Source organism: Pseudoalteromonas sp. 2CM41L (genome assembly GCF_023161905.1).
GTDB classification, from domain to species: domain Bacteria; phylum Pseudomonadota; class Gammaproteobacteria; order Enterobacterales; family Alteromonadaceae; genus Pseudoalteromonas; species Pseudoalteromonas atlantica.
On record NZ_JALNTN010000003.1, the window covers coordinates 205,521 to 227,746 of the forward strand.

21 protein-coding genes and 2 tRNA genes are annotated in these 22,226 nt (G+C 40.0%); 9 read left to right on the forward strand and 14 right to left on the reverse strand.

Annotated elements, in window-relative coordinates; all coding sequences use genetic code 11:
- Position 1: 1 nt before the first annotated feature.
- From MTF64_RS05785 to MTF64_RS05795, 3 genes are all read left to right on the forward strand, one after another.
- The gene (locus tag MTF64_RS05785; protein ID WP_248450872.1) at positions 2 to 841 is read left to right on the forward strand and encodes a ScpA family protein; all 840 of its coding nucleotides are present in this window, start codon (positions 2 to 4) and stop codon (positions 839 to 841) included.
- Positions 842 to 959: 118 nt separating this feature from the next.
- Positions 960 to 1,508, forward strand: coding sequence for a cytochrome b (locus tag MTF64_RS05790; RefSeq protein ID WP_248450873.1), 549 nt, complete (start codon positions 960 to 962; stop codon positions 1,506 to 1,508).
- 1 nt (position 1,509) lies between these two features.
- Entirely contained in the window at positions 1,510 to 2,085 is a 576-nt protein-coding gene (locus MTF64_RS05795) for a YceI family protein (protein WP_248450874.1), read from the forward strand.
- A 29-nt stretch (positions 2,086 to 2,114) separates the two neighbouring features.
- On the opposite strand, the gene MTF64_RS05800 is transcribed toward MTF64_RS05795, so the two are convergent.
- Together MTF64_RS05800 and MTF64_RS05805 are read right to left on the reverse strand one after the other, a co-directional pair.
- Positions 2,115 to 2,975: a transporter substrate-binding domain-containing protein gene (locus tag MTF64_RS05800; protein WP_029772692.1), complete on the reverse strand. Its 861-nt coding sequence runs from the start codon at positions 2,973 to 2,975 to the stop codon at positions 2,115 to 2,117.
- 131 nt (positions 2,976 to 3,106) lie between these two features.
- The gene (locus MTF64_RS05805; RefSeq protein WP_024033460.1) at positions 3,107 to 3,274 is read right to left on the reverse strand and encodes a hypothetical protein; all 168 of its coding nucleotides are present in this window, start codon (positions 3,272 to 3,274) and stop codon (positions 3,107 to 3,109) included.
- 370 nt (positions 3,275 to 3,644) lie between these two features.
- On the opposite strand from MTF64_RS05805, the gene MTF64_RS05810 reads away from it, so the two are divergent.
- Positions 3,645 to 4,190, forward strand: a complete 546-nt coding sequence (locus tag MTF64_RS05810; RefSeq protein WP_248450875.1) for a dienelactone hydrolase family protein — start codon at positions 3,645 to 3,647, stop codon at positions 4,188 to 4,190.
- Here the strand turns inward: MTF64_RS05810 and MTF64_RS05815 are convergent.
- On the reverse strand, positions 4,187 to 4,990 hold the full coding sequence (locus MTF64_RS05815) for a hypothetical protein (protein ID WP_248450876.1): 804 nt from the start codon (positions 4,988 to 4,990) through the stop codon (positions 4,187 to 4,189). The two genes, MTF64_RS05810 and MTF64_RS05815, sit on opposite strands and share 4 nt — an antisense overlap.
- A 167-nt stretch (positions 4,991 to 5,157) precedes the next feature.
- Here MTF64_RS05815 and icd point away from each other — a divergent pair, with 167 nt between their 5' ends.
- Positions 5,158 to 6,408, forward strand: a complete 1,251-nt coding sequence (icd, locus tag MTF64_RS05820; protein WP_248450877.1) for an NADP-dependent isocitrate dehydrogenase — start codon at positions 5,158 to 5,160, stop codon at positions 6,406 to 6,408.
- Between the two features lie 12 nt (positions 6,409 to 6,420).
- On the opposite strand, the gene MTF64_RS05825 is transcribed toward icd, so the two are convergent.
- The 3 genes from MTF64_RS05825 to MTF64_RS05835 all read right to left on the reverse strand — a co-directional run bounded on the left by MTF64_RS05825 (position 6,421) and on the right by MTF64_RS05835 (position 8,896).
- Positions 6,421 to 6,852, reverse strand: a complete 432-nt coding sequence (locus MTF64_RS05825; RefSeq protein ID WP_004586781.1) for a hypothetical protein — start codon at positions 6,850 to 6,852, stop codon at positions 6,421 to 6,423.
- 597 nt (positions 6,853 to 7,449) lie between these two features.
- Positions 7,450 to 7,752, reverse strand: coding sequence for a hypothetical protein (locus MTF64_RS05830; RefSeq protein ID WP_248450878.1), 303 nt, complete (start codon positions 7,750 to 7,752; stop codon positions 7,450 to 7,452).
- A 196-nt stretch (positions 7,753 to 7,948) separates the two neighbouring features.
- Positions 7,949 to 8,896 (reverse strand): LysR family transcriptional regulator, encoded by a 948-nt coding sequence (locus MTF64_RS05835; protein ID WP_064385020.1) that lies wholly within the window; start codon positions 8,894 to 8,896, stop codon positions 7,949 to 7,951.
- Between the two features lie 117 nt (positions 8,897 to 9,013).
- Here MTF64_RS05835 and aceK point away from each other — a divergent pair, with 117 nt between their 5' ends.
- From aceK to lepB, 4 genes are all read left to right on the forward strand, one after another.
- Positions 9,014 to 10,789: a bifunctional isocitrate dehydrogenase kinase/phosphatase gene (gene aceK / locus MTF64_RS05840; protein ID WP_248450879.1), complete on the forward strand. Its 1,776-nt coding sequence runs from the start codon at positions 9,014 to 9,016 to the stop codon at positions 10,787 to 10,789.
- Between the two features lie 337 nt (positions 10,790 to 11,126).
- Positions 11,127 to 12,089 (forward strand): zinc-binding dehydrogenase, encoded by a 963-nt coding sequence (locus tag MTF64_RS05845; RefSeq protein WP_121637576.1) that lies wholly within the window; start codon positions 11,127 to 11,129, stop codon positions 12,087 to 12,089.
- Positions 12,090 to 12,192: 103 nt separating this feature from the next.
- A complete protein-coding gene (locus tag MTF64_RS05850) occupies positions 12,193 to 12,447 on the forward strand; it encodes a DUF2999 family protein (protein WP_004586776.1) in 255 nt (84 codons plus the stop codon).
- 138 nt (positions 12,448 to 12,585) lie between these two features.
- On the forward strand, positions 12,586 to 13,236 hold the full coding sequence (gene lepB / locus MTF64_RS05855; protein ID WP_004586775.1) for a signal peptidase I: 651 nt from the start codon (positions 12,586 to 12,588) through the stop codon (positions 13,234 to 13,236).
- A gap of 31 nt (positions 13,237 to 13,267) precedes the next feature.
- Here lepB and MTF64_RS05860 read toward each other — a convergent pair whose 3' ends face one another.
- The 8 genes from MTF64_RS05860 to MTF64_RS05895 all read right to left on the reverse strand — a co-directional run bounded on the left by MTF64_RS05860 (position 13,268) and on the right by MTF64_RS05895 (position 22,164).
- The gene (locus MTF64_RS05860) at positions 13,268 to 14,521 is read right to left on the reverse strand and encodes a nitrate regulatory protein (protein ID WP_248450880.1); all 1,254 of its coding nucleotides are present in this window, start codon (positions 14,519 to 14,521) and stop codon (positions 13,268 to 13,270) included.
- 269 nt (positions 14,522 to 14,790) lie between these two features.
- On the reverse strand, positions 14,791 to 15,657 hold the full coding sequence (gene cobA / locus MTF64_RS05865) for a uroporphyrinogen-III C-methyltransferase (RefSeq protein WP_248450881.1): 867 nt from the start codon (positions 15,655 to 15,657) through the stop codon (positions 14,791 to 14,793).
- Positions 15,658 to 15,668: 11 nt separating this feature from the next.
- Positions 15,669 to 16,022: a nitrite reductase small subunit NirD gene (gene nirD, locus MTF64_RS05870; protein ID WP_024033472.1), complete on the reverse strand. Its 354-nt coding sequence runs from the start codon at positions 16,020 to 16,022 to the stop codon at positions 15,669 to 15,671.
- Positions 16,009 to 18,585: a nitrite reductase large subunit NirB gene (gene nirB, locus MTF64_RS05875; RefSeq protein ID WP_248450882.1), complete on the reverse strand. Its 2,577-nt coding sequence runs from the start codon at positions 18,583 to 18,585 to the stop codon at positions 16,009 to 16,011. Before nirB ends, nirD begins: the two co-directional genes overlap by 14 nt.
- A 420-nt stretch (positions 18,586 to 19,005) precedes the next feature.
- Entirely contained in the window at positions 19,006 to 19,662 is a 657-nt protein-coding gene (locus MTF64_RS05880; protein WP_055255729.1) for a carbonic anhydrase, read from the reverse strand.
- Between the two features lie 249 nt (positions 19,663 to 19,911).
- Entirely contained in the window at positions 19,912 to 21,558 is a 1,647-nt protein-coding gene (locus MTF64_RS05885) for a diguanylate cyclase (RefSeq protein ID WP_248450883.1), read from the reverse strand.
- Between the two features lie 407 nt (positions 21,559 to 21,965).
- Positions 21,966 to 22,042: transfer RNA gene (locus MTF64_RS05890), tRNA-Val, on the reverse strand.
- A gap of 45 nt (positions 22,043 to 22,087) precedes the next feature.
- Positions 22,088 to 22,164, reverse strand: a tRNA-Val gene (locus MTF64_RS05895).
- Between the last annotated feature and the right edge of the window lie 62 nt (positions 22,165 to 22,226).

The window sequence follows — 22,226 nt, forward strand, 5'->3', positions numbered from 1 at the left end:
GGTGAGTGATACAACACAGGGCGAAAAAAATACTCAAAGTGAGCCAGTGCAGCAAAAGCTGCCACTGGCTTTTTTGCATGGCAAAGCCGTTGTAGATAAACCTGAAGATTTATACATTCCGCCCGATGCACTTGAAATTATTTTGGAAACCTTTGAAGGCCCGCTTGATTTACTGCTGTATTTAATAAAAAAGCACAAGTTAGATGTGCTCGAACTCTCTATTTTTAGCATTACTGAGCAATATGTCAGTTATGTAGAAATGATGAGTGAGTTTCAGTTAGAACTTGCCGGTGAGTACTTAGTAATGGCAGCGTTATTGGCACAAATAAAATCGCGTCTGTTATTGCCTGTGCACGAGGAGCTCGAAGAAGAGGAAGACCCCCGCGCAGAACTAATCAAGCGTTTACAAGAATACGAGCAGTTTAAAAAAGCAGCCGGAAATATAGATGCCATCCCCCGTGTAGGCCGTGATATTTTTGTTGCACATGCAACTATGCCGGTTATTGAAAATACCGCTCAAAACCTGCCAGAGCTTGAGTTAAAAGATTTAATGTTAGCTCTGAGCGACGTGATGGCGCGCGCCAAAACATTTGAGCATCACCAAGTGACCGCAGAAATCCTCTCTACCCGTGAGCGGATGAGCCAAATTTTAGCCCAGCTGAGTAACGCAAAAAAAGCGCTACCGTTTAACGATTTATTCACCCTTAGTGAAGGGCGAAGCGGTGTAGTGGTTAGCTTTATTGCTATGCTTGAGCTTATAAAAGAAGGCTTAATTAGCTGTTTGCAAGTCTCACCTGATAGCTTAATTTACATAAACCTTACTGACACACCAAATAGCTAATTAGTAAAACTGTAGGTCAAGTTGTATGTGCGTATATGCACAGATGCTGTTTGTATACGCTATTTTAGTTTTTCTTCACCCTCTATATTCTTAAATTATTGAATTTAGAGGAACCCACATGTTTAAAAATACGCCCACATCTTATGGCCTTATTGCCATTATTTTACACTGGTTGATGGCTTTTACCGTGTTTGGTTTATTTGGCTTGGGCTTATACATGGTTGAGCTAACCTATTACGATAGCTGGTATAAAGGCTCACTGGATTTACATAAAAGTATAGGTATAACGCTCGCCGCAGTGCTTATTTTTAGAATTTTGTGGCGCGTATCCAGCCCGAAACCTCGCCCCCTTAGTCAAAATAAAACAGTAAACCACATTGCACATACAGCGCATATTGTTATGTACCTAATTTTAGCAGTCATTGTAGTGACGGGTTATTTGATTTCTACCGCCGATGGCAGAGCAATCGCCGTTTTTTCGATATTTAATTTACCTGCTTTGGATTATAACTTTGATGGACAAGCCGATATTGCCGGAAAAATTCATTACTACGGTGCGTGTACATTAATTGGCTTGGCTGTTTTGCATGCACTGGGGGCATTAAAGCACCACTTTATTGATAAAGATAAAACCTTAACGAGAATGATCAAACCAAAGGAATACTAACATGAAAAAACGACTAGTAAGTGCAGCTCTATCGGGTGTAATGATGTTATCGGCTACTGCAAATGCAGCAGATTATGTAATTGATACGCAAGGGGCGCATGCATTTGTTACCTTTAAAATTAAGCATTTAGGCTACAGCTGGCTGCACGGGCGATTTAACCGTTTTGATGGCAGCTTCAGTTACGACGCTAAAGCGCAAACAGGGTCTAAAATTTTAGTAAATATAGATACAGCAAGTTTAGACTCTAACCATGCTGAGCGTGATAAACACTTACGAGGTAAAGACTTTTTAAATGTAGATAAATACCCAACAGCAACATTTAAAAGCACCAATGTGAAATTTACCGATAATGATACAGCCACTGTAACGGGCGACTTTACTTTACATGGCGTAACTAAACGCATTACGTTTAAAATGGATAAAGTAGGTGAAGGGCAAGACCCTTGGGGTGGCTACCGTGCTGGTTTTGAGGGCGAAACCAGTTTAAAACTCACCGATTACGGTATTGATTATAATTTAGGCCCGGCGTCTACCCATGTTGATATTGGACTGTCTATTGAAGGTGTGCGTAAATAATAAAGCGTAAATTAAATTAAAACGCCACTTTAGTTAGTGGCGTTTTTGTTTTTTGTAGCGTGAATTCTTGATTCTAATAAGGGTTTTAAATGTGGGGGCAACCAGCGTAACATTACTTGGTGGTATTGCTCGGTTTGCTTAATTTTTTTTAATTGCTCATCTAATAGTTGAATATTTTTAGCACCTTGCTCATTTTTAGTGCAGCCAATATAGCCATAACTTAACGGTGGCGCTTCAACAATCGCTCGCTGAGTTAGGTTTTCTTCAAAGTACATAGATTTAGCTAAGTAATGGTGCTCACTTGGGTAACCTAATAAAATATCTAAGCGCTTTAAATTAAGCATATAGGTAAGGCTGGCTAAACTATTTCGCGTTGGGCGAATAACAATATCAACATCGGGGGTGTTATTTATTACACTGTCGAGTTGCTCGCCGTATGAGCGGTTCATAGATACACCTAACGTGAGCTTTTTTTCTGCTAGTAAATCCTGCAACGACACCGGCTCTGAGTTAGGCACTTCTAGTGAATGCGCCAAACCTTTATGCATAGCAATGGAAGGTGAAAGGCCCGTGGTTGAGCTTTGCTCGCTAAAGTGAATAAACTTTTCTCTAAATGCATTTTTATAAAGTGATAGGGCACAATGTGTGGCTGATTTATTGGCTAGTTCTTGCGTTACTTTGCCAGAGGGGATAACAAGGCGATTAAACGTGATGTGCTCAAGTTGTTGCTCGAGTAAGGTTATAACGCTTTCATCACGCCCTTGGTGTTGGTATTTTCCATTTAAAATGTAATAGGGCGCAAAGTCGTGCGTTAGCCAGTTAATCGTGTGGGCGTAACTGACTGAAGAAATGCTTAAATATAAGGTGATACACAAAAATGCACGGAGCATTACTACAACTACCTAAAACAATGAAAGTATCGCTATTGTAGTCAATTAAGTGCAACAAAGTAAAATGCCAGCTACAAAGCTGGCACATTTTATTAACATTAACTGCTTAAGCAGTTAATTGCTCGCAATGATTAGTTGGCTTTTAACCATTTTACAAATTCGCGCGCTTCGCTTGCTTTTTGAAACATTGCGTTTTTCAAACCTTGTGTATCACTAAAAATAACACGTTGTTTGTTTACAGAAATTGATTGCACCGGATGGGCAATTTGGATCATAGATCCATTGTATTTATAAGACATAATAAAACTCACTTTATTCTTGTTATTTACTCTGCGCTATTTTTTATAGCCAAATGCAGTTAATAAATTAACGATGTTGTGTTTAGCTTCATTACAGTGTTGACGATCTTTATGACACTTTTGCGATGATATTAAAAAAATCATCAAGGTATTAATAGGGGTTCTCGCCGTACAATAACTTAGCTTTCAAATATACGTTTTGCGGGGCTTACTGGATCAGGGTAAAAAGGTTAACCGCGGTGGTTTTTTAAGACCAGAGAGGAAAGGTAACCTAAATAAAAAATGTGTGCAAGCTATTTATTTAAAAATTATTTATACTTAATTTTATCAACTGCTTAAACGCATGGATTTTAACCCTAAAAAGGTAAGTATGAATTACATAATAGTCAGCGATATTTATGGTTTAACAGCACCTTTAATGAGGTTGTTAGATATTATGCAAGCCAATACAGAGGTTATAGACCCCTACAAAGGAGAGCTGCAACCCATTGATAGTGAAAAGTATTATTATAATAAATTTATAAATTCCTGTGGCCATGACAATTACGTAGCTAAGCTCTTAAATGTATTTAATAACCTTACAGAGCCAACAGCCTGTATAGGGTTTAGTGCAGGCGCAAGTGCCGCGTGGCGCGCACAGTTATTAACAGGCAATCCACACCTAAAAAAGCTGATTGGCTTTTACCCTTCACAAATTAGAAATCATTTAGATATTGCGGCAAAAGTACCTTGTACGTTTATTTTTCCACATACCGAAATGCATTTTAATGTAGATGAAGTGATAAGTGCTTTAGCCAGTAAAAGCCAAGTTACGTGTAACAAAACACCGTTTTTACATGGTTTTATGAATGCTTACTCAACTAATTACGATGTAAAAGCATATGATGAGTATTGCGCACTTATTAAAAGCATTTAAAGTGTATTTAACTGCGTTTTAGTAATAACAGGAAAGTCGGTACGCGTATTATATTGCGCGTACAAGGTAGTAAAAATGCTACTGCGTGAGAGCTTATCTAGCTCTTTTATGAGCGTTTTGGCACTTGTGCGCGCAGCTCTGCAGCATAGTTGGTATTGTTTTATTATAGCGGCAACGCTTTTACCTTGTTTGTGAAGGGCTAGATCGGCTTCTACAAAAAATGCTGCCCCTGTCCAATAAACCCGCTGTTGTGCACGTTGCTTCCACATATCACTTGAAAGTTTATTAAGTGGCTGTTGCTTTGTTTTAGTTTGTAAGCGTGCTCGCTCAAACCCTGCGTTTAGGCGCTGAACAAATTGCGCTTGGCTAATGACACCGCTGTTGCGCATTATCACGTTTTGCATGTAACTGGCAAACCCCTCGCTTAACCAAAAGCCAGAGTAAGGCAGTAGTGGTAAATATAAATGTGAAAGCTCATGGTAAAGCGTCCAATCTTTTGTAAAGGCATTTAAACTTGCGTAGCGGTCAATATGCAGCTCTAATCCATCGGGATTATTTCGTTTTACGCTCGCCCATGGCACGGGTTCAAAAGCAAAATATTGTGGCTTTAAATAAATAGGGAGGGTACTTTGTTGCAATGGCCCTAAAGTATTTTGTGTTTTTTTAAGGCTTTGATTTACCCATGTAGCTACCGTTTTTTGACCCTTAGTAGTCAGTGCGTCTAAATTATGAATAACCACATCAACAGCTGAGGCTTTTAAAGAGCACATTAATAGCAATAACAGCCCAAATAACTTCATTTATACCTCCTAAATACGCGCTTGATACTAGACCCACTATTTACGTAATTAAGCACATGTTATTCGTTATTTTTTTAACTAATATCAATTATAAAAAGCAAATTGCATACATGCTCAATCAAGCATGATTTAATCAGGTAACACTATTTTTAGTATAGGTATTAACCATGGCTTATCAGCATATTAAAATCCCTGAGCACGGACAAAATATTACTATTGATGCTAAAGGCCAATGGCATGTGCCTGTAAATCCTATTATTGCTTATATTAATGGTGACGGGGTTGGGCAAGAGGTCACACCGGCCATGCAGCATGTGGTGAATAATGCCATTACACACTGTTATGCAAAGGAGCGAAAAATTCACTGGATGCAAGTATATAACGGCGAGCAAGCAGCAAAATTATATGATGGTGATTGGTTTCCAGAGGAGACGATTAACGCAGTACGTGCGTGTAAAATAGCAATTAAAGGGCCGCTAACTACACCTCTTGGCGGCGGTTTTCGCTCATTAAATGTGGCGCTAAGGCACGAAATGGATTTATTTGTAAATATGCGCACTGTTAAAGGGTTAAGTGCATTGCCATCGCCGTTAAAAAATCCATTTTTAACTAACATAACAGTGCTGCGTGATAGCAGCGAAGATGTATATTCAGGAATAGAGTGGCAAGCGGGCAGCGTAGAGAGCGAGAAAATGCTCGACTTTTTATGTGAAGAAATGGGAGTAACGCGCCTAAGGTTTTCTCAAGAGTGTGGCATAGGTATAAAAAATATATCTAAAGAAGGCTCTGAGCGCCTAGTACGTTATGCAATTAATTACGCCCTTAAAAATAACAGCGAATCGTTAACGCTTGTGCATAAAGGGAATGTACTTAAATTTACCGATGGTGCCTTTAAACGTTGGGGGTTTGCCTTAGCCCAAAATGAGTTTAACGCTACCCCACACGAAAACGGGCGCTGGCTTGAAATACCACGCGCTAATAAATCGCCTTTAATTATTAAAGAAGTGATAGCCGATAACATGCTGCAACAATGTTTAATGAACCCAGAGCAATTTGATGTGGTAGCAACCACAAACCAAAATGGCGATTTTTTAGCAGATATGCTCAGCGCACAAGTTGGCGGAGTGGGCATTATGCCGGCTGCTAATTTAAATAACGATGTGGCATTTTTTGAACCAACCCATGGTACGTTTGAGAGAATAGCAGGGCAAAACAAAGCAAATCCAAGTAGCAGTATTTTAAGTGCCGTTTTAATGCTTAAGTTTATGGGCTGGGATGAGGCAGCAACGCTGATTGAACAAGCGCTCGAACAAGCACTCAAAAGCAGTAATGTAACCTTTGATTTAGCGCAAAATATTAATAACTCGACAACCCTAAGCTGCAGTGATTTTGCACAAAAGGTTATCGAGTATTTTTAAGCAACTCCATTACTAGGCCGCTGTGGCTGTTTTTGCCTTGTGTACACATGGGCGATTAGTAAGCTGTGCAGCGCGGTGGTAAATATCGTGTGCATTAGGTTCATCGCACTGAGTACCGCTAAGCGTATCCATTAATGCAACTACAATAATAGCCGGTACTTGGCAGCAGTATTCATCAAGTACTGCCTCGGTTGTTTGTGCATCTACATGGCAAAGCGGGTGGTTTTTACGCTGATACGCATGCAGTAGCGTATCTACTTCTAAAATGTCATCTGGTTGGTGCTTTGTTTTACGGCACTTACAACCAAACTCATCAACCAAGGTAGCAAGTGCTTGGTATGTCTCAGCTGCATTGGTTTTAGTGCATAACTGTTGGGTAATAAACTGATGTAAATTAGCGTCAATAAATAACCCGTCTTGTTGTGTGAAGCTTGATGTTGTCATAATCATTACTCTTAGTTTGTTGGCTTAACTTCACTTTAGCGCTAAGTGTATTATTAATGAAATTGTTGTTTTCAATAACTGACATTGATTTTATCAATAGTAAATGACAACAAACCAAAAACCACTTAGCATGCTTAATTAAAGTGGTGCAAAAACCTATAAAAATGCACAAAACTGGGACACACTAGATAATAATTAAAAGCATAATTTAATTAGATGTTTGATTTTAAATGTTTTTTATTTTTGTGGTGGGTTGGCATCAAGGTTGCTAAATATAAAGGGTAGGGTTCACTCCTATTTCTACGATTTCAAAAGCGCCATGGTATTTTCCCAAAGTTGAATACCATGGCGCTTTTTTATTTTTAAAAGAGCAATGCGCATATAATAGTTGTGATAAAAACGACAAAATAAAGTTTATGATGCCAGTTTTTCTTATAATTTTTACGATACTGTTTGATCATAATATCAACATCTTCTTTAGAAAAAACATGTTCACACCGATAGCACACGTGCATTCCCTTTTTAATAAATGCGTCACATTTTATACATCTATAAATATAGCTAAGGCGGCTTTCGCATAGGTAAGGATATTCTTTTTTATTTTTCATAATTGTTATCTTTGAGCGTTTTTTTTTGCTTTACTATCGTTTCTATACCGTGCGCGACGGTTATACACCCTAAGCCTATTGCACCAAAAATAAAAAAATAGAATTTTTTAGGGCTCGATTCGATAGAAGCAATTACCCGTTCCCCTCCTTTATTATGTATAACGCCATCATTATAAGTAAAGTAGCTCCATAGAATGAAAAACAAGCCTAGTAAAATAGTTACGTATGCTTTGGCTTCTTTCTTCGAGTTTTGCTCTGTTATTTCTAATTGCTTTATAACCTTAGGATCCACTCTCTTTGGGTTGTTTAGCTCTTCTATTAGATGTTTGTATCTTTGCGGGTATTTGTTTGCATCAATAGTTTCAAGTGCTTCATGTAATTCTTTAAGTGAATAATTAGAGTAATCAATGTTGATAGTGATTTTCCTTAAATCTTTTTTAATACATTTTGAGCTGTAATCAGAATTTTAAATTAAAGAAAATTACTAATTACCTATCAGCAATTGTTTTAGCAAACTCAAGCAACTCACGGCGTAACCACTGGTGTGCGGGAGCATGGTGAAGTAGTGGGCTCCATATCATTTTTACCTCAATAGGGACTATTTGAAACGGTACTGGGCTAATGACTAAATCGGTATGCGTGGTTAATAATTTAGCCTGCCTGCGCGGTAAGGTGGCAATAAGTTGCTCTGATTGGCATAGCAAACTTGCAATCATGTAGTGGCGTGTAAACACCCGTATTTTACGTGTTTGTTCTAGCTGCCAAAGTGCTTCATCAACCCAACCTAGTTTTTGCTTGCCAGATTTGTTGGTAACGGCGGCTTCTGGCCCCCAGCCTGCACGGTTTACCCAAACATGTTCTTTTTGCAGGTAATCATCAAGGCTTGAATGCTGTAAAAAGGTATTTTTAGGGTGGGTTAAACAGCAGTAATTATCGCGCCAAACACTGGCTTGATGAAACGAGCGAGGCAAGCCATTAAACCGGTTTATGGCTAAATCAATAGTGCCTTTTTCCATATCTTGCAGGTTTACATCGCTTGGACTCAGTACATCAAAATTAACCCCCGGGTTTTTAGTTAACTGCTCAGTAATAAAGGGAGCAATTAAGGTCGACTCCATGTAGTCGTTTGCCATTATTCTAAAAGTCACCTCTGCCGTTGCTGGGTTAAATTGCTCACTGGGCTGAGTAATCGCCTCTGCCATTTTTAAAAGAGACTCTATTTCAGGCTTTAAGCTAAGTGCTTTGCTGGTGGGGGTCATAGAGCCTGCGGCACGCACAAGTAGTGGGTCGTCAAATAAATCACGTAATCGTTTAAGTGCGTTACTCATAGCAGGTTGTGTTAGTGCGAGTTTATTAGCCGCTTTTGAAACACTTTTTTCATCAATGAGCACATTTAAGTACACTAATAAGTTGAGATCGACGTTACGTATATTCATATGATCAATTTTATTTATATGCTTTATTAATTACCTAAATTAAAGCCTGCTTGCTAAGGTGTAAACAATTAATAAAAAATAACCGCTATAAGTGGTAAAAATAAAAGTGTTGTAACCATGTCAAAATCGTTAACTAATCAAACCAATAATGCGCTACAGCAAGTTATTGCTACTAAGTTGGCCCGCGCTGTTTTTGCAGGCTTTGAAGCAATGTTTGCGCAGTTTTTAAATATTTCCCTAGGTGCGCAAAGCCGGTTTGAACAACAAAAATATCACGATGTGCAAACTGCCATGCGCGAACGCTTACAAGTGTACGAACGTGAAGTAAAAAATGTCAGTGAAGCTGTAAGAGTTATTGCTTACGCTGAACTGACTTGTCCGCACACATGGCAACTAGCTAAAAATATATACGGCGATATGGTACAAAATCATGAAAACAAACCTATAGCACATACCTTTTTTAATTCTACCTTTGGTGCAATTTGGGACGATAAAAAAATTCGTACCGTACATTTGTTTGTATTAAAAGCAAAATACAGAAGCGAGCCGCGCTCGTATGAAAACTTAGTTAGGAGAATATCGTTTAAAGATGGGTTTAACCACGCTGTAAAAACGCTCATTACCCGCCAAGCTTTTAGAGTGCCTTTTAGTCATTTAGACGCCGATTTACAGGCATTGCAAACAACGTTAATGGCCGGTGCAAAGCAACAATGCAAACAAGTGTATGAGCTTATAAATTTAAACGACGGGTTTATAGAATACGCAAATTCATTATTTTTTAGAAACAAAGCCTGTTACTTAATAGGGCGCTGTATTGCTAAAAATGGCGATAATATGCCTTTTGCTATCGCCATATTAAATACTAATAAAGGGTTAAAGCTTGATGCCGTAATGATGGGCGCCGATCAGTTAAGTTTACTGTTTGGTTTTGCTCGTACCTATTTTATGGTTGATACCGACCAACCCGCGCGTTACGTAGATTACTTAAGCGTGCTGATGCCTCATAAAAAACGCTTTGAGTTATTTAACGCCATTGGCTTTATTAAGCACGCTAAAACAGAGTTTTATCGTTACAAAGTTGATACCACTAAGAATAGCCCTACTAATTTTAAATACGTGACAGCACCAGGTACTCCCGGCATGGTTATGCTGGTATTTACCATTGAAGGGCTAGACTACGTTTATAAAGTAATAAAAGATAAATTTAGTGCACCAAAAACAGCCACCAAAGCGCAAGTAAAAGCCAAGTACAACTTTGTAAAGCAAGCCGACCGAGTAGGGCGCTTAGTAGATACACACGAATTTAGGTATTTAGCGTTCGACCTCAGCCGCTTTAGCGACAAGTTACTTAAGCAAATGAAATCACAAATTGGCAGCAGCATGGTTATATCGGGTAAGGCGCTTATTTTAAAGCATGTGTATGTTGAGCGAAAAATGACGCCGCTTAATTTATACATTAATCACTGCTCTAACAAAGCATTACAACAGGTTATGACCGACTACGGTAAAGCGATTAAAGACTTAGCCGGCGCAAATATATTCCCAGGCGATATGCTAATGAAAAACTTTGGCGTAACCCGTTGGGGGCGCGTTGTTTTTTACGACTTTGATGAAATTTGCCCATTGACTGATTGCCACTTTAGAGATGTACCTAGCGCACAAAACGACCTAGAGGAGCTAAGCGCCAACAGTTATTTTGATATAGCAGAAAACGATATTTTCCCCAGTCAGTTTAAGGTGTTTTTTAGTGCAAACGAAACGGCATTTAACTATTTTAACTGCGAACATAACGATCTGTTTTTAGCCGATTTTTGGCAAGCTTGCCAACAACAAATTAAATCAGGCTTTTTACCTGACGTATACCCGTATAAACAAAGCTGGCGGTTTAAATAAAAATAACTAACCCCATGTCTAGCTAGGGCCTGTTTATCTTTCGAGGTTAAATTTGCAGCCGTCTGTTTGGTAATTAGGCAAGGCAGAGCCTATGTAGTGTGGTTGTTCCCCATAAACAGGCGCTGCCCGAAGGGTTTCTGCCTAGGGGCCATTTACTCTTTGTTGCCTACATGGATGTAGGTAAGGGGCGTGAGCAGGACGCGGAAGCTTTGCTCGGTTTTTACTTAGCCCACTAGGTTACAAACCTCGCGCCGCGATTAAATGGCCCCTAGATTGAACAAATTTTAATCCTGAAAGGTTAACAGGCCCTAATTAAAAGGCTAAATACGGAGCATTAATGAAATATATTTCTCATAAGGGTGGCACCCTTGCATTTAGTGAAACCGATAAACCGGTTTTAAAAAGCCACGAAGTGCTAGTAAAAGTGTCTGCTATAGGTGTAAATCGCGCTGATTGCATGCAGCGCCAAGGTAAATACCCAGCGCCAGCTGGGGATAGCCCCATTTTAGGTTTAGAGTGCGCAGGCACAGTGGTTGAGCTTGGTTTTGATGTTGATAAAAGTTGGCTTAATAAACGTATTTTTAGCTTGTGCGCAGGCGGGGCTTACAGCGAATACGTTGCCGTAGATGCTAAACAATTAATGGTATTGCCAGATGATTTAACCATGGTTGAAGGTGCAGCTATTAGCGAAGTGTACCTAACAGCATTTGGTGCGCTTTTTGAACTGGGTAAATTACAACAAGGCCAAACAGCGCTTATTCATGCAGGGGCAAGTGGTGTAGGCGGTGCGGCGATTCAAATGGCTAAAAGTGCAGGTGCAACGGTGGTTATTACTGCCGGCTCAGATGAAAAATGCGAGCATGCAAAAGCCCTTGGCGCCGATCATGCCATTAATTACAAAACAACTGACTTTGTAGAATATATGCAAGCAAATGAGCTTTTAGCAAATGCAATTGTAGACCCTGTTTCGGGCAGTTATTTAAATAAAAATGCGGCTATTGCAGCCATGGATTGCCAAATTATTATGCTCGCTTTTTTAGATGGGCGTTTTGCTGAGGTTGATTTTGCAGCGCTATTACGCAAACGTATTTCGTTTCATGCATCAACACTTAGAAACCGTAGCATTGAGTTTAAACGTCAATTACGCGATGACTTAGTTGCGCGTTTTTACAATGATATTGCTACTAAAAAGTACGACTTTAACGTTTATAAAACATTACCGTGGAGCGATGCAAACGAAGCGCATGCTATTTTAGAGCGTAATGAAAATGCCGGTAAAGTGGTATTACTTGTAGAATAACCACCCAATGTAACACTGAGGCGTGTGTTGGCGTTGTTAATGCATGGCTCAGCTAATATAATTTAGTAAATATAAAATACGTACAAAACACACAAGGTTAAAAATGAACCCAATACTAGCAATACTTAAAGAGCACAATGTAAGCGACGAAAAAGTAAAAGCATTGTTCGAAGCCTTTACACAAAACCCAATGATGGCAATGGCATTAGTACAAGAGCTTGGTATTCCGCCTGAAAAACTACAGCAGTTAATGGCCGTGGTGATGACTCAGCCGCATTTAATTAAAGAAGCCACCGACGAACTCGGCCTAGACTTTGAAAAAGTAAAAGAAGCGAAAGACAAGCTAAACCAGCAATAAGCTTCACAAATTACCCCTTACCAAGGCATAAGCCTTGGTAATTCTACCTAAAATCACCACACTTTTTGTTACATTATTCATTGAACTGCTTGGTATTAAGCTAGTCATACTATTACTTATGATAGGTAGGGACTAGGTATGAAGCCACTTTATAAATTTTGGAAAAATAACCGTTCGTTAATTTTATTTATTGCGCTGATGAGCGTGTTTAGAAGTGCAGTTGCCGATTGGTATGAAGTACCGACAGGCTCGATGAAACCCACCATTTTAGAAGGCGACAGAATCTTAACCGATAAAATGGCTTATGATATACGCATCCCTTTTACGCATATTCCTTTAGTTAAATTAGCCGACCCACAAACAGGCGATATTATTGTATTTGACTCACAAGCTGCTGATAACCGGTTAATTAAACGCGTAATTGGTGTGCCAGGCGATACGGTAGCGCTTTATAACAACGAGCTAGAAATTAATGGCGTTAAACTTAAATACAATAACTTGCAAAGCAATATTGATTCTTTAGATAAAATAGAAGATTTAAATGGCCATAAACACACGATTCGTGTTGCACATACGCCTTCGCAGCTATCGGGTTTTAATAAAATAACTATTCCTGAAGATTATTATTTAGCAATGGGTGATAACCGCGACCACAGTGCTGACTCGCGTGTTATTGGTTTGATCCCTCGCAGCGAACTACTTGGCAAAGCAGAGCGCATAATTGTGTCGCTTGATTACGACGATTATTACTTACCTCGTAAAAACCGCTTTTTAAAACCCTTACTTTAAGGCGGTTTTGGGCGCTAACCATACGCCGATGTTAATCGCTTAGCTCTACAATTTTTTGCGCAATATTATAAAGCGAGCAGTGCGAGTCCATTGCTTGCTTTTGCAACTTTTTATGAGCTTGCTCTTCGCTAAGGCTTAGCTGCTCTATTAAAATATACTTTGCCTGATGTATTATTTTTTGTTCTGTTATTACCCGTTTAGCATCAACTAAAGCCTGATTTATTTGCTTGATATGTTGGCTTTGCTCCATGATTAGGTCGTACATGCTTTTATTACTATTGAGTTTATTAGCAGCGGTATTTTGGGGGGTATTTTGTTTAAACGCGAGTTGCCCGTCGGTCATTGGTATGTATTGTTCTTCAAGGCTGCTTATAACTTGTTTATTTGAATTTAAAGTGCGCTGAGCCTGAGCAATTTGCATTGCTGCAGAGTCAATAAGGTAGTCACTGAGGTTTTGCTCAATTTTGTGCATAATATCGATACGCGTTGTTGTTACCTCGTACCACACCTCACTAAGCTGAGAAAGCGGCTGCGCATTTTCGTCATCTAAATTTTGTAAAAGCCCGCGTAGCTGATCCACTTGCTTATTTACGGGGTGATCAGTTAACGAGCGATAGCATTTTAATACGTGTTCGTCGGCGTATTCGTTAAAAAACGTAAAGCTGTGATGCTGTTGTTGAACAAAATGAGCAAGCTGTTGTTTTTGCTCCACGGTAAACTTACTTGATGCAAACGCTTGCGCGCCACAGGCACGTTCTTGTCCGGCGTATTCTTTACCTTGCATAAAATTAAAATAAGCCACTAGCAATCGTGTAACGCGCGGGTCGCTTGCGCCATCGGCGGCTTCTAAAATTATATTTAGCAAACACGAAATAAGCTGCGTATACGATTGAGTTGCATGCACTGGGGTAATTTTTTGATTTGCTATTTGTTGTCGCAGCTCTGGCAGCGCCTCTAACGATTGCAAACTATGGGTAATTAAATTGTACAAACGGGTGTGGCCCGTGTCGGCGTTATCGGTAATAAAGGTCGTTTTAATTGAGTGGTAAAACTGCGTTTGGGTTTGCTCTGTTAAGCTAATTTGTTGTTTTAACTGCGAGGCAAAACGTTTGCGATTAGAGGCTAAATAAATATTGCTCATGCCGCGCTCTTTTTGTAACTGATGTATAAAATCACCCAGTTTAGTAAGCGATGCACAGCTTTTTTGAAGCTGCTTTAAGGCATGAATTTCTTGGTATTTTGCTGCTAATAAAAACTGTTTTGTGAGAGGATTGCTAGATAACATAGGACTTGTTCCACACTTTTTTGTATATAAAGTGCAACCACTGTTCCAATCATTTAAAAATTTTTCGATTGAATTTAAAATTAAATTAAAACAGCCGCTTAAAGCCATACTTGTTATTTGTTCCCATTTTAAATTATCTGTCCTTATTACAGGAATAAACCTTTTTGGTGCAAAAATAGTTGTTTTTGCACTCGATTGCGCCCTTCATGAATTAGGGGAAAAAAGTGTTTACTCTGTAAACTGCACAGAGCAAACACCAGAGGGGGAATTTATGCGTTGCTACATTGCAGCAACGCTGGGCTGATAGCCATTTGATGATTTATTACCTCGCCAACCATAATTAGCGTAGGGCCTGTTAATGTATGCATCGCACTTTCGCTAATAATTTGCCCAAGCGTGCTGGTTATTATTTTTTGCTGGTTGGTGGTGGCATTTTCTATCAATGCGATAGGGGTTGTTTTAGGCCAGCCAACCGATTGCAAACCAGTACTTAATGCGTTTAAACGTCCTAAGCCCATATAGACGACTAGCGTGGGGTTGTTAGAGCCTTGTACATAGGTGTAGTTGTGCCAATTAGGGAGTTTATTAGGATCGGCAAATTGCGCCGTTAAAAATGTAACACTTCGGGCCACATCACGAGCAGTAAGCGGTATGCCGGTAAAAGCCGAGGCTGCACACGCGGTGGTAACGCCCGGGACAATAGCAAAATTAATATTGTGCTCTGATAGGGCGTTGGCTTCTTCATTAATACGCGCAAAAATACTCGGATCGCCACCTTTTAAACGAACAACTTTAAACCCTTGTTGTGCGTATTTTACTAATAGGTCACTAATGGCAGCTTGTGGCATAGAGTGCTTGCTTGCGCGTTTACCTACATACACTCGCTGCGCATGTTTAGGCAGTGTATTTAAAAGCGCTTCACTAACTAGGCTGTCGTACAATACCACGTCGGCTGCTGCAATCAGGCGCTGCGCTTTTACAGTTATAAGCTCAGCATCGCCCGGGCCTGCCCCTATTAAATACACGTGGCCGTTTTTTTGATGTTTAGCTTTGTGCTTTGCATCTTGAGTGAGTTTATTAACAAACTTGTTTAGCCATGGGCTTTCAATACCCGAAAAATACGAAAGAACACTCATTTTATTGCTCCTTATGCTAACGCTGTAATGGCTTTTGGCTCAGCGCTAACAAAGACATTGCCATTGTCTATTTTGGCTTCAAATACGGGGAGCTGTATTGCCTCTGCTTCTAGGCATTCGCCAGTATTTAAACAAAAATGTTGCTTATACAAAGGGGAGGCCACTACTAATTTTCCATCAATAGAGCCAATAATGCCGCGCGATAGTACATTGGCTTTGCCTATCGGGTCGTAGTTGCTAATGGCTAACACAGGCTCACTATTTTGTGGAACATAAAATATGGCCACTTGCTGGTTGTTTACTAATGCGCATACGCCACTATTAGCAACTAGGTCGTCGGTTGTTCCAATTTTATGCCAATACATCAGCTTGCTCCTGCTCAATTTCCATTACGGGGATACGGTTTGTCGAATTTTGCTGGTTACGTTTTTCAGACTCTGTTGCGGGGCGAATTTGGTTGCGCTCTTGTACAAATAAAATATTGCTATCGGCATCTGGGCTATTAATAAATTGGCGGAACCGCTTTGAGGCCTCTGGACTTTCGACTGCTTTTTTCCATTCGCAGGCGTAAGTTTTAGTTATAAGCGCCATTTGCGTTTCAAGCTCATGGCAAATACCTAGGCTGTCGTCTATTACTACGCTTTTTAAATAATCTAACCCGCCCTCTAAATTTTCCATCCACACTGAGGTGCGCTGCAGTTTATCGGCGGTTTTAATGTAAAACATGATCACGCGGTCAATGTATTTAATGAGTGTTTCGGTATCTAAATCGGTAGCAAATAAATCAGCATGGCGCGGGCGCATACCGCCATTTCCACATACGTATAAGTTCCAGCCATTTTCGGTTGCTATTACGCCTATATCTTTGCTTTGTGCCTCAGCGCATTCGCGGGTACAACCCGATACGGCCATTTTAAATTTATGCGGGGCGCGTAAACCTTTGTAGCGGTTTTCAATCGCAATCGCGTGGCCAACACTGTCTTGAACGCCATAGCGACACCACGTACTGCCAACGCACGATTTAACAGTTCTGAGCGATTTACCATAAGCGTGACCGGTTTCAAAACCGGCTGCAATAAGTCTTTCCCAAATAATAGGGAGCTCTTCAAGGCGTGCGCCAAATAAGTCGATACGCTGCCCACCGGTTACTTTACAGTACAGGTTAAAGTCTTTGGCAACTTGGCCAATAACGATAAGTTTGTCGGGGGTAATTTCGCCACCCGCTATACGGGGAACGACAGAGTAAGAGCCATCTTTTTGCATATTTGCAAGGTAAGTGTCGTTGGTGTCTTGTAGGCCAACATGAGCGGGTTCTAAAATAAACTCATTCCACGTTGAAGCTAAAATAGAGGCCACTACAGGTTTGCATATTTCACAGCCGTGATGACCGCTGCCATGTTTAGCGAGCAAATCATCAAAAGTTTTAATGCTTTCTACTTTTACTAAATGCAGTAACTCTTGGCGCGAAAAAGCAAAGTGTTCACACACATGGTTGTTAACTTCAACCCCACGGCTTTGAAGTTCACTGTCGACTACCGATTTTAATAATGCGGCACAACCACCACAGCCGCTGGCGGCTTTGGTACAAGCTTTAACTGCAGATAAATCGCATGAGCCGCCATCAATTGCACCCACAATGTCGCCTTTGCTTACATTGTGACACGAACAAATAGTGGCGGTATCGGGCAGGGCATTTCCCGCTAAAACAGGTGCTCCTTCGCTATCAGGTAAAATGAGGCACTCAGGGTGTGCGGGTAATTCCATGTCATTTAACATGTACTGCAACAGTGTGTCGTAATCGCTAGTATCGCCAACAAGTACTGCGCCTAATAACTTGTTGCCTGCCTCATTTAAAATAATTTTTTTATAACAATCACGAATAGGATCTTGATAAATTAACTCTTTGCAATCGGGGGTTTTAGCGTGGGCATCGCCAATTGAGCCTACCTCTACCCCGAGTAGCTTTAATTTTGTGCTCATATCGGCGCCTAAAAACTCAAGTTCGCCGCCTGTAAGTTGGCTTGCAACCACGCGAGCCATGTTATAACCCGGAGCAACTAGACCAAAAAGCTTTTTGTCCCACAAGGCACATTCGCCAATAGCATATATATCTGGGTTTGATGTCTGGCATTGGTTATTAATTACAATACCGCCACGTTGCCCTAATTCAAGTTCGGCTACTTTGCCAAGCTCATCGTATGGGCGAATACCGGCCGAAAACAAAATTAAGTCGGTTTCTAAAAACGTGTCATCTGAAAAATTTAATCTGTAACGGCTCGTTTCGCCTTTTACTATTTCGCTGGTGGCTTTAGCGGTATGCACGCTCACGCCCAGTTTTTCAATTTTGTTTTTTAACAGCGTTCCACCTTGTTCATCAAGTTGTACCGCCATAAGTTGGGGTGCAAACTCAACTACATGAGTATCAAGCCCAAGTTGCTTAATTGCATTGGCTGCTTCAAGCCCTAACAAGCCGCCACCTATCACTACGCCACTTTTACTTTGTGCAGCGCTAGCTTTTATTTGTTCTAAATCTTCTAGGGTACGGTAAACCAAGCAATGGGGTTGGTCATTCCCTTTAATTGGCGGCACAAACGGGTACGACCCTGTTGCTAAAATAAGTTTATCGTAACTAAATTTATCACCGGTTTGAGTGCTAACTACCTTGTTTGTTTTATCTATTTCATTAACCCACTGGTTAGTATGCACATTTATATTTAACTGCTGATAATTATCAAAGGTGGTTAGGGCTAAATCGGCGGCTGTTTTACCATCAAACACGCTGGATAAGTAAACACGGTCATAAGCTAAATTTGCTTCTCCACACAGTACGGTAATGTGCGCGTCAGCGTTGCTTTGGCGCATTTGCTCTACAAAATGGTGCCCAACCATCCCATTACCAATAATGAGTATTTTTGTTGGTGTTTGCATTGGTATCCCCTCAATGACGGTTTAATTTAAAAACAAAAAAGCCCGCCACAGTTACAAATTAATGCAACTGCGAGCGGGCTTCTTTGCCTGTGGTCATAACAACCTAAATGTGTGTCGTTTTAATAACGAACGGTATGGTTATCATATAAGCAAAAACACGGCCATTTTTATAAGTGTTTGTTTTTTAATAGCTACATTACTTTTAAATGGTTTTACTTACGCATATTTGAGTTGTTTTGGTGCAGTGCCAGCACTATGGGAGTGCACAAAATGAGGCTACAATGTGGTGTTTAGTCAGCAAAAGTGCATTTGTGCCGTTAACTAAAAACGAGGGGTAAGCGTTTAGGCTATAAATAAAAAATGCGCTTTGTTATTTTGAGATAAAAATAACAGTAAGCGCATTAATTCTGTAAAGCGGCTTTACTTGCTTTGTTTTGCTAGGGTTTCTACATCGGTATCTTCAACAGGTTTAAAGCTGCCCGTTGCTTCATCGTAGGTTTTAATTTCTGCAGATTCTATATCATATACCCAACCGTGTAGCTTAACTTGACCAGTTGCAATTTTTGCAGCCACAGCAGGGTGTGTTTTTATATGCTGTAATTGTTGTACTACGTTTTCTTCAATTACTAAGCCTAGGTGGTCGTTATTGTTTAGCTCTGCGCAACCGCATTTTTCTTTTACAACTTCAGTTGCTACGCGGCTGTGGCCAAGCCACTCTTTAACGTGCGGTAAGCTTGATAAACCTTCAGTATTTATAGCGCCTTTCATTGCGCCACAATCCGAGTGTCCACAAATAATAATGTGCGATACGCCCAGTGCAGCCACCGCAAATTCAATTGAGGCTGTCATACCGCCGGTTTGATTACTATGTGGCGGGATAATATTGCCCGCGTTACGACAAATAAATAATTCACCGGGTTCAGTTTGAGTCACTAAGTTAGGATCGATACGCGAGTCGGCACAGGTGATAAATAACACTTCTGGGTTTTGACCATTGGCTAGTTTTTGAAACGCTGCTTTTTTTGATGGGTAAACTTCTTTTTGAAACTTAGCCACGCCCGAAATAATATGTTCCATGTACAACTCCTATTGGTGTAATTTAATCGTGTTATTTATAGCTTTATTCGCCTGACAAATTAGCGCCATTATAACTTTGTTCTTGTTTGTTTTGTACTATTACACTGTTTAATAAATTTCATACTCGCGAACAAAGGGCGACACACGTGCATGAAGTTATTGGCGAATACATGAGCGTACCTAGCAGAGGCTTCGAGTAAAATAAAAGGCGGTAAGTGGCGAAAAAAGGGGGGTGAGAAGGTTAGTAGCTTAACTTGCTTTAAGTTTATGGGCTGATTTTAAGTTATACATGCGCTGATCCGCTAAGGTTAAACACTCGGTATGGCTTTGGCACTCATCGCTAGATGCTATGCCATAACTAATACCAGATTGCGGCCATTGCTGCTGAATAGTGCGATGTAATGCGGTGAGCTTCTGGGTAAGTGTGGTTTTTAGTTGGGGAAGGTGTGATTTGTTTTTGACTTTACATAACCAAATAAATTCATCGCCCCCGGTTCTAAATACGGTGCCGTCTTGCGCTAGATGCTGTGTCATTAATTTTGCTGCATTAATTAAAAACGCATCACCTTTGGCGTGCCCAAGCGCATCGTTTATTTTTTTTATTCCATCACAATCTATAAACACAATTATGTAAGCACTATGTGCAAGTTTAATCAGCTCATCATTTAATAGTAGTCGGTTGCCAACTTGGGTTAGAGGATCAAAGCGAGATTCATGTAACAAGGTACTAAATTCGTGCTGTTTTAACTTTAGCCACTCAGACAAAGACAGCACAATACACACACAATCTATTGCTAAGGCTAACAGCACAAGTATTTCTGATGAGGTCGCATTTATTAAATCAAAATGAAATGCAACGAATACTACTAATGACAGGCTATAGAGCATATTTCCAAATAAAAAATACTTGGCTCTAAAATCGTTCAGGCTAAGCATGGCAAACCCGGTGGTTAAGCTAAGCATAACCCATACGGCTGCTAAAAAGTGCGCGATATAAAACACTAAATAAAAGGGCATAAATAGGCTGCAGATACCGCATACAAATGCGCTAACGGTAAAGTATTTTAAAGCACTCCCAAGCTTATTGGCTTTTTCTTTATCGAAGTTAAACAGGTAGTAGGTAAATGCTGCTGCGCAACTTACAGCTAAGGCAAATAAATAAATACCTAAGTAATGTTTATTAAAAGAGGGGCTGGCATAAATTGTATTTACAGCGCCCGAAGCAAACGCCCAGCCAAGACCGTGCAAACCGACATACCCAGCACAAAACAAGGCCACTTTTTGCTTTACTCTTAAAAACATTACAAAGGCCATCATTGCTAAAGTGAGCATGACAGAAATAGTAATAAGGCTTAATGAGTTTATATAAAACTGATGATGCAAAAATGCACCTTCGCTTAAAATACTTAAATCAACCGGCGTTGGATAGTGTTTGGCTTCTAAATATATCCATAAATAGCCACTGCTTGGCGCATAGAAGGGCAGTTTAAATGCTTGTCCATGCATTAAAATAGCCGGTTGATTAACGTGAGATTGCGAAAAATCAGCAAGCTTAACTATATCCCCCTGTTCGGTTTGCCAATAAGCTAAACCAACGTCGATAAAGTTGGCTTGCGGCAGCACATACCAATCTCCAGTGGTGGGGTTATTTAGCGCAATTTTTGTTACTACAGCGCCATTTTTACCGAGCAGGTTACTCGTTTCACTAGCGTTTTTATAAGATGTAATTACTTGCTGTGCAGAAGGAGGCGCATTGAATGCTGTGACAGGGCGCCACAGGTTATCATCCTCTAGGGTAATGTTGTTATTAAGTGTATAAGCATATACTAGCGGGCTAAACAAAGCACAGAAAAAGAATACTGTTAATATACCAACCCGCACCATACCTAAACTCACTTTAAAAACCCACTAAGCGATTATAATCAAATTGTAAACAAATAGTATATAAATCAAACAAAATTATCGCCTTTAAGTAATGGCTTAATTTGGCTTTAAATAACAAACTGCATTAATAAATAAGTAATACGAGGGCGTTTTTGTTTAAACGAATTTATAAACACCGCGGGTGTTTGTAGTATTAGTTAGGATTTAAAGTAGATAGTGCTCTAACCAACTGAGCTATGATTGAACTATTAATTGCTTAATTAAATTGATTCAGTGGAATGAATAAATTTGATACGACAGAGTGGATTCGAACAACTGATTTCGGCGTGGGCATAGAGAGCAGGTAGCGCGCTAACCAACTGAGCTACAGTGGTACAAGTAGTATCTTAATTATATTTATTCAGAGGGAGGAATAGTTTTGGTACGACTGAGTGGATTCGAACCACCGACCTCTACCATGTCAAGGTAGCGCTCTAACCAACTGAGCTACAGTCGTACAAATAGTATCTTAATTATATTTATTCAGAGGGAAGAATAAATTTGGTACGACCGAGTGGATTCGAACCACCGACCTCTACCATGTCAAGGTAGCGCTCTAACCAACTGAGCTACGGTCGTATTACCTAATTAAGATGCGATAAATTTAATTATCAGCGGCCGCTAATATATAGCGTGGTGAG

Excerpts from the sequence above, each read along its gene's own strand:
- MTF64_RS05790 (WP_248450873.1), top strand. The coding sequence starts at position 960 with ATGTTTAAAAATACGCCCACATCTTATGGCCTTATTGCCATTATTTTA.
- MTF64_RS05795 (WP_248450874.1), top strand. The coding sequence starts at position 1,510 with ATGAAAAAACGACTAGTAAGTGCAGCTCTATCGGGTGTAATGATGTTA.
- MTF64_RS05800 (WP_029772692.1), bottom strand. The coding sequence starts at position 2,975 with ATGCTCCGTGCATTTTTGTGTATCACCTTATATTTAAGCATTTCTTCA.
- MTF64_RS05805 (WP_024033460.1), bottom strand. The coding sequence starts at position 3,274 with ATGTCTTATAAATACAATGGATCTATGATCCAAATTGCCCATCCGGTG.
- MTF64_RS05810 (WP_248450875.1), top strand. The coding sequence starts at position 3,645 with ATGAATTACATAATAGTCAGCGATATTTATGGTTTAACAGCACCTTTA.
- MTF64_RS05815 (WP_248450876.1), bottom strand. The coding sequence starts at position 4,990 with ATGAAGTTATTTGGGCTGTTATTGCTATTAATGTGCTCTTTAAAAGCC.
- icd (WP_248450877.1), top strand. The coding sequence starts at position 5,158 with ATGGCTTATCAGCATATTAAAATCCCTGAGCACGGACAAAATATTACT.
- MTF64_RS05825 (WP_004586781.1), bottom strand. The coding sequence starts at position 6,852 with ATGACAACATCAAGCTTCACACAACAAGACGGGTTATTTATTGACGCT.
- MTF64_RS05835 (WP_064385020.1), bottom strand. The coding sequence starts at position 8,896 with ATGAATATACGTAACGTCGATCTCAACTTATTAGTGTACTTAAATGTG.
- aceK (WP_248450879.1), top strand. The coding sequence starts at position 9,014 with ATGTCAAAATCGTTAACTAATCAAACCAATAATGCGCTACAGCAAGTT.
- MTF64_RS05845 (WP_121637576.1), top strand. The coding sequence starts at position 11,127 with ATGAAATATATTTCTCATAAGGGTGGCACCCTTGCATTTAGTGAAACC.
- MTF64_RS05850 (WP_004586776.1), top strand. The coding sequence starts at position 12,193 with ATGAACCCAATACTAGCAATACTTAAAGAGCACAATGTAAGCGACGAA.
- lepB (WP_004586775.1), top strand. The coding sequence starts at position 12,586 with ATGAAGCCACTTTATAAATTTTGGAAAAATAACCGTTCGTTAATTTTA.
- MTF64_RS05860 (WP_248450880.1), bottom strand. The coding sequence starts at position 14,521 with ATGTTATCTAGCAATCCTCTCACAAAACAGTTTTTATTAGCAGCAAAA.
- cobA (WP_248450881.1), bottom strand. The coding sequence starts at position 15,657 with ATGAGTGTTCTTTCGTATTTTTCGGGTATTGAAAGCCCATGGCTAAAC.
- nirD (WP_024033472.1), bottom strand. The coding sequence starts at position 16,022 with ATGTATTGGCATAAAATTGGAACAACCGACGACCTAGTTGCTAATAGT.
- nirB (WP_248450882.1), bottom strand. The coding sequence starts at position 18,585 with ATGCAAACACCAACAAAAATACTCATTATTGGTAATGGGATGGTTGGG.
- MTF64_RS05880 (WP_055255729.1), bottom strand. The coding sequence starts at position 19,662 with ATGGAACATATTATTTCGGGCGTGGCTAAGTTTCAAAAAGAAGTTTAC.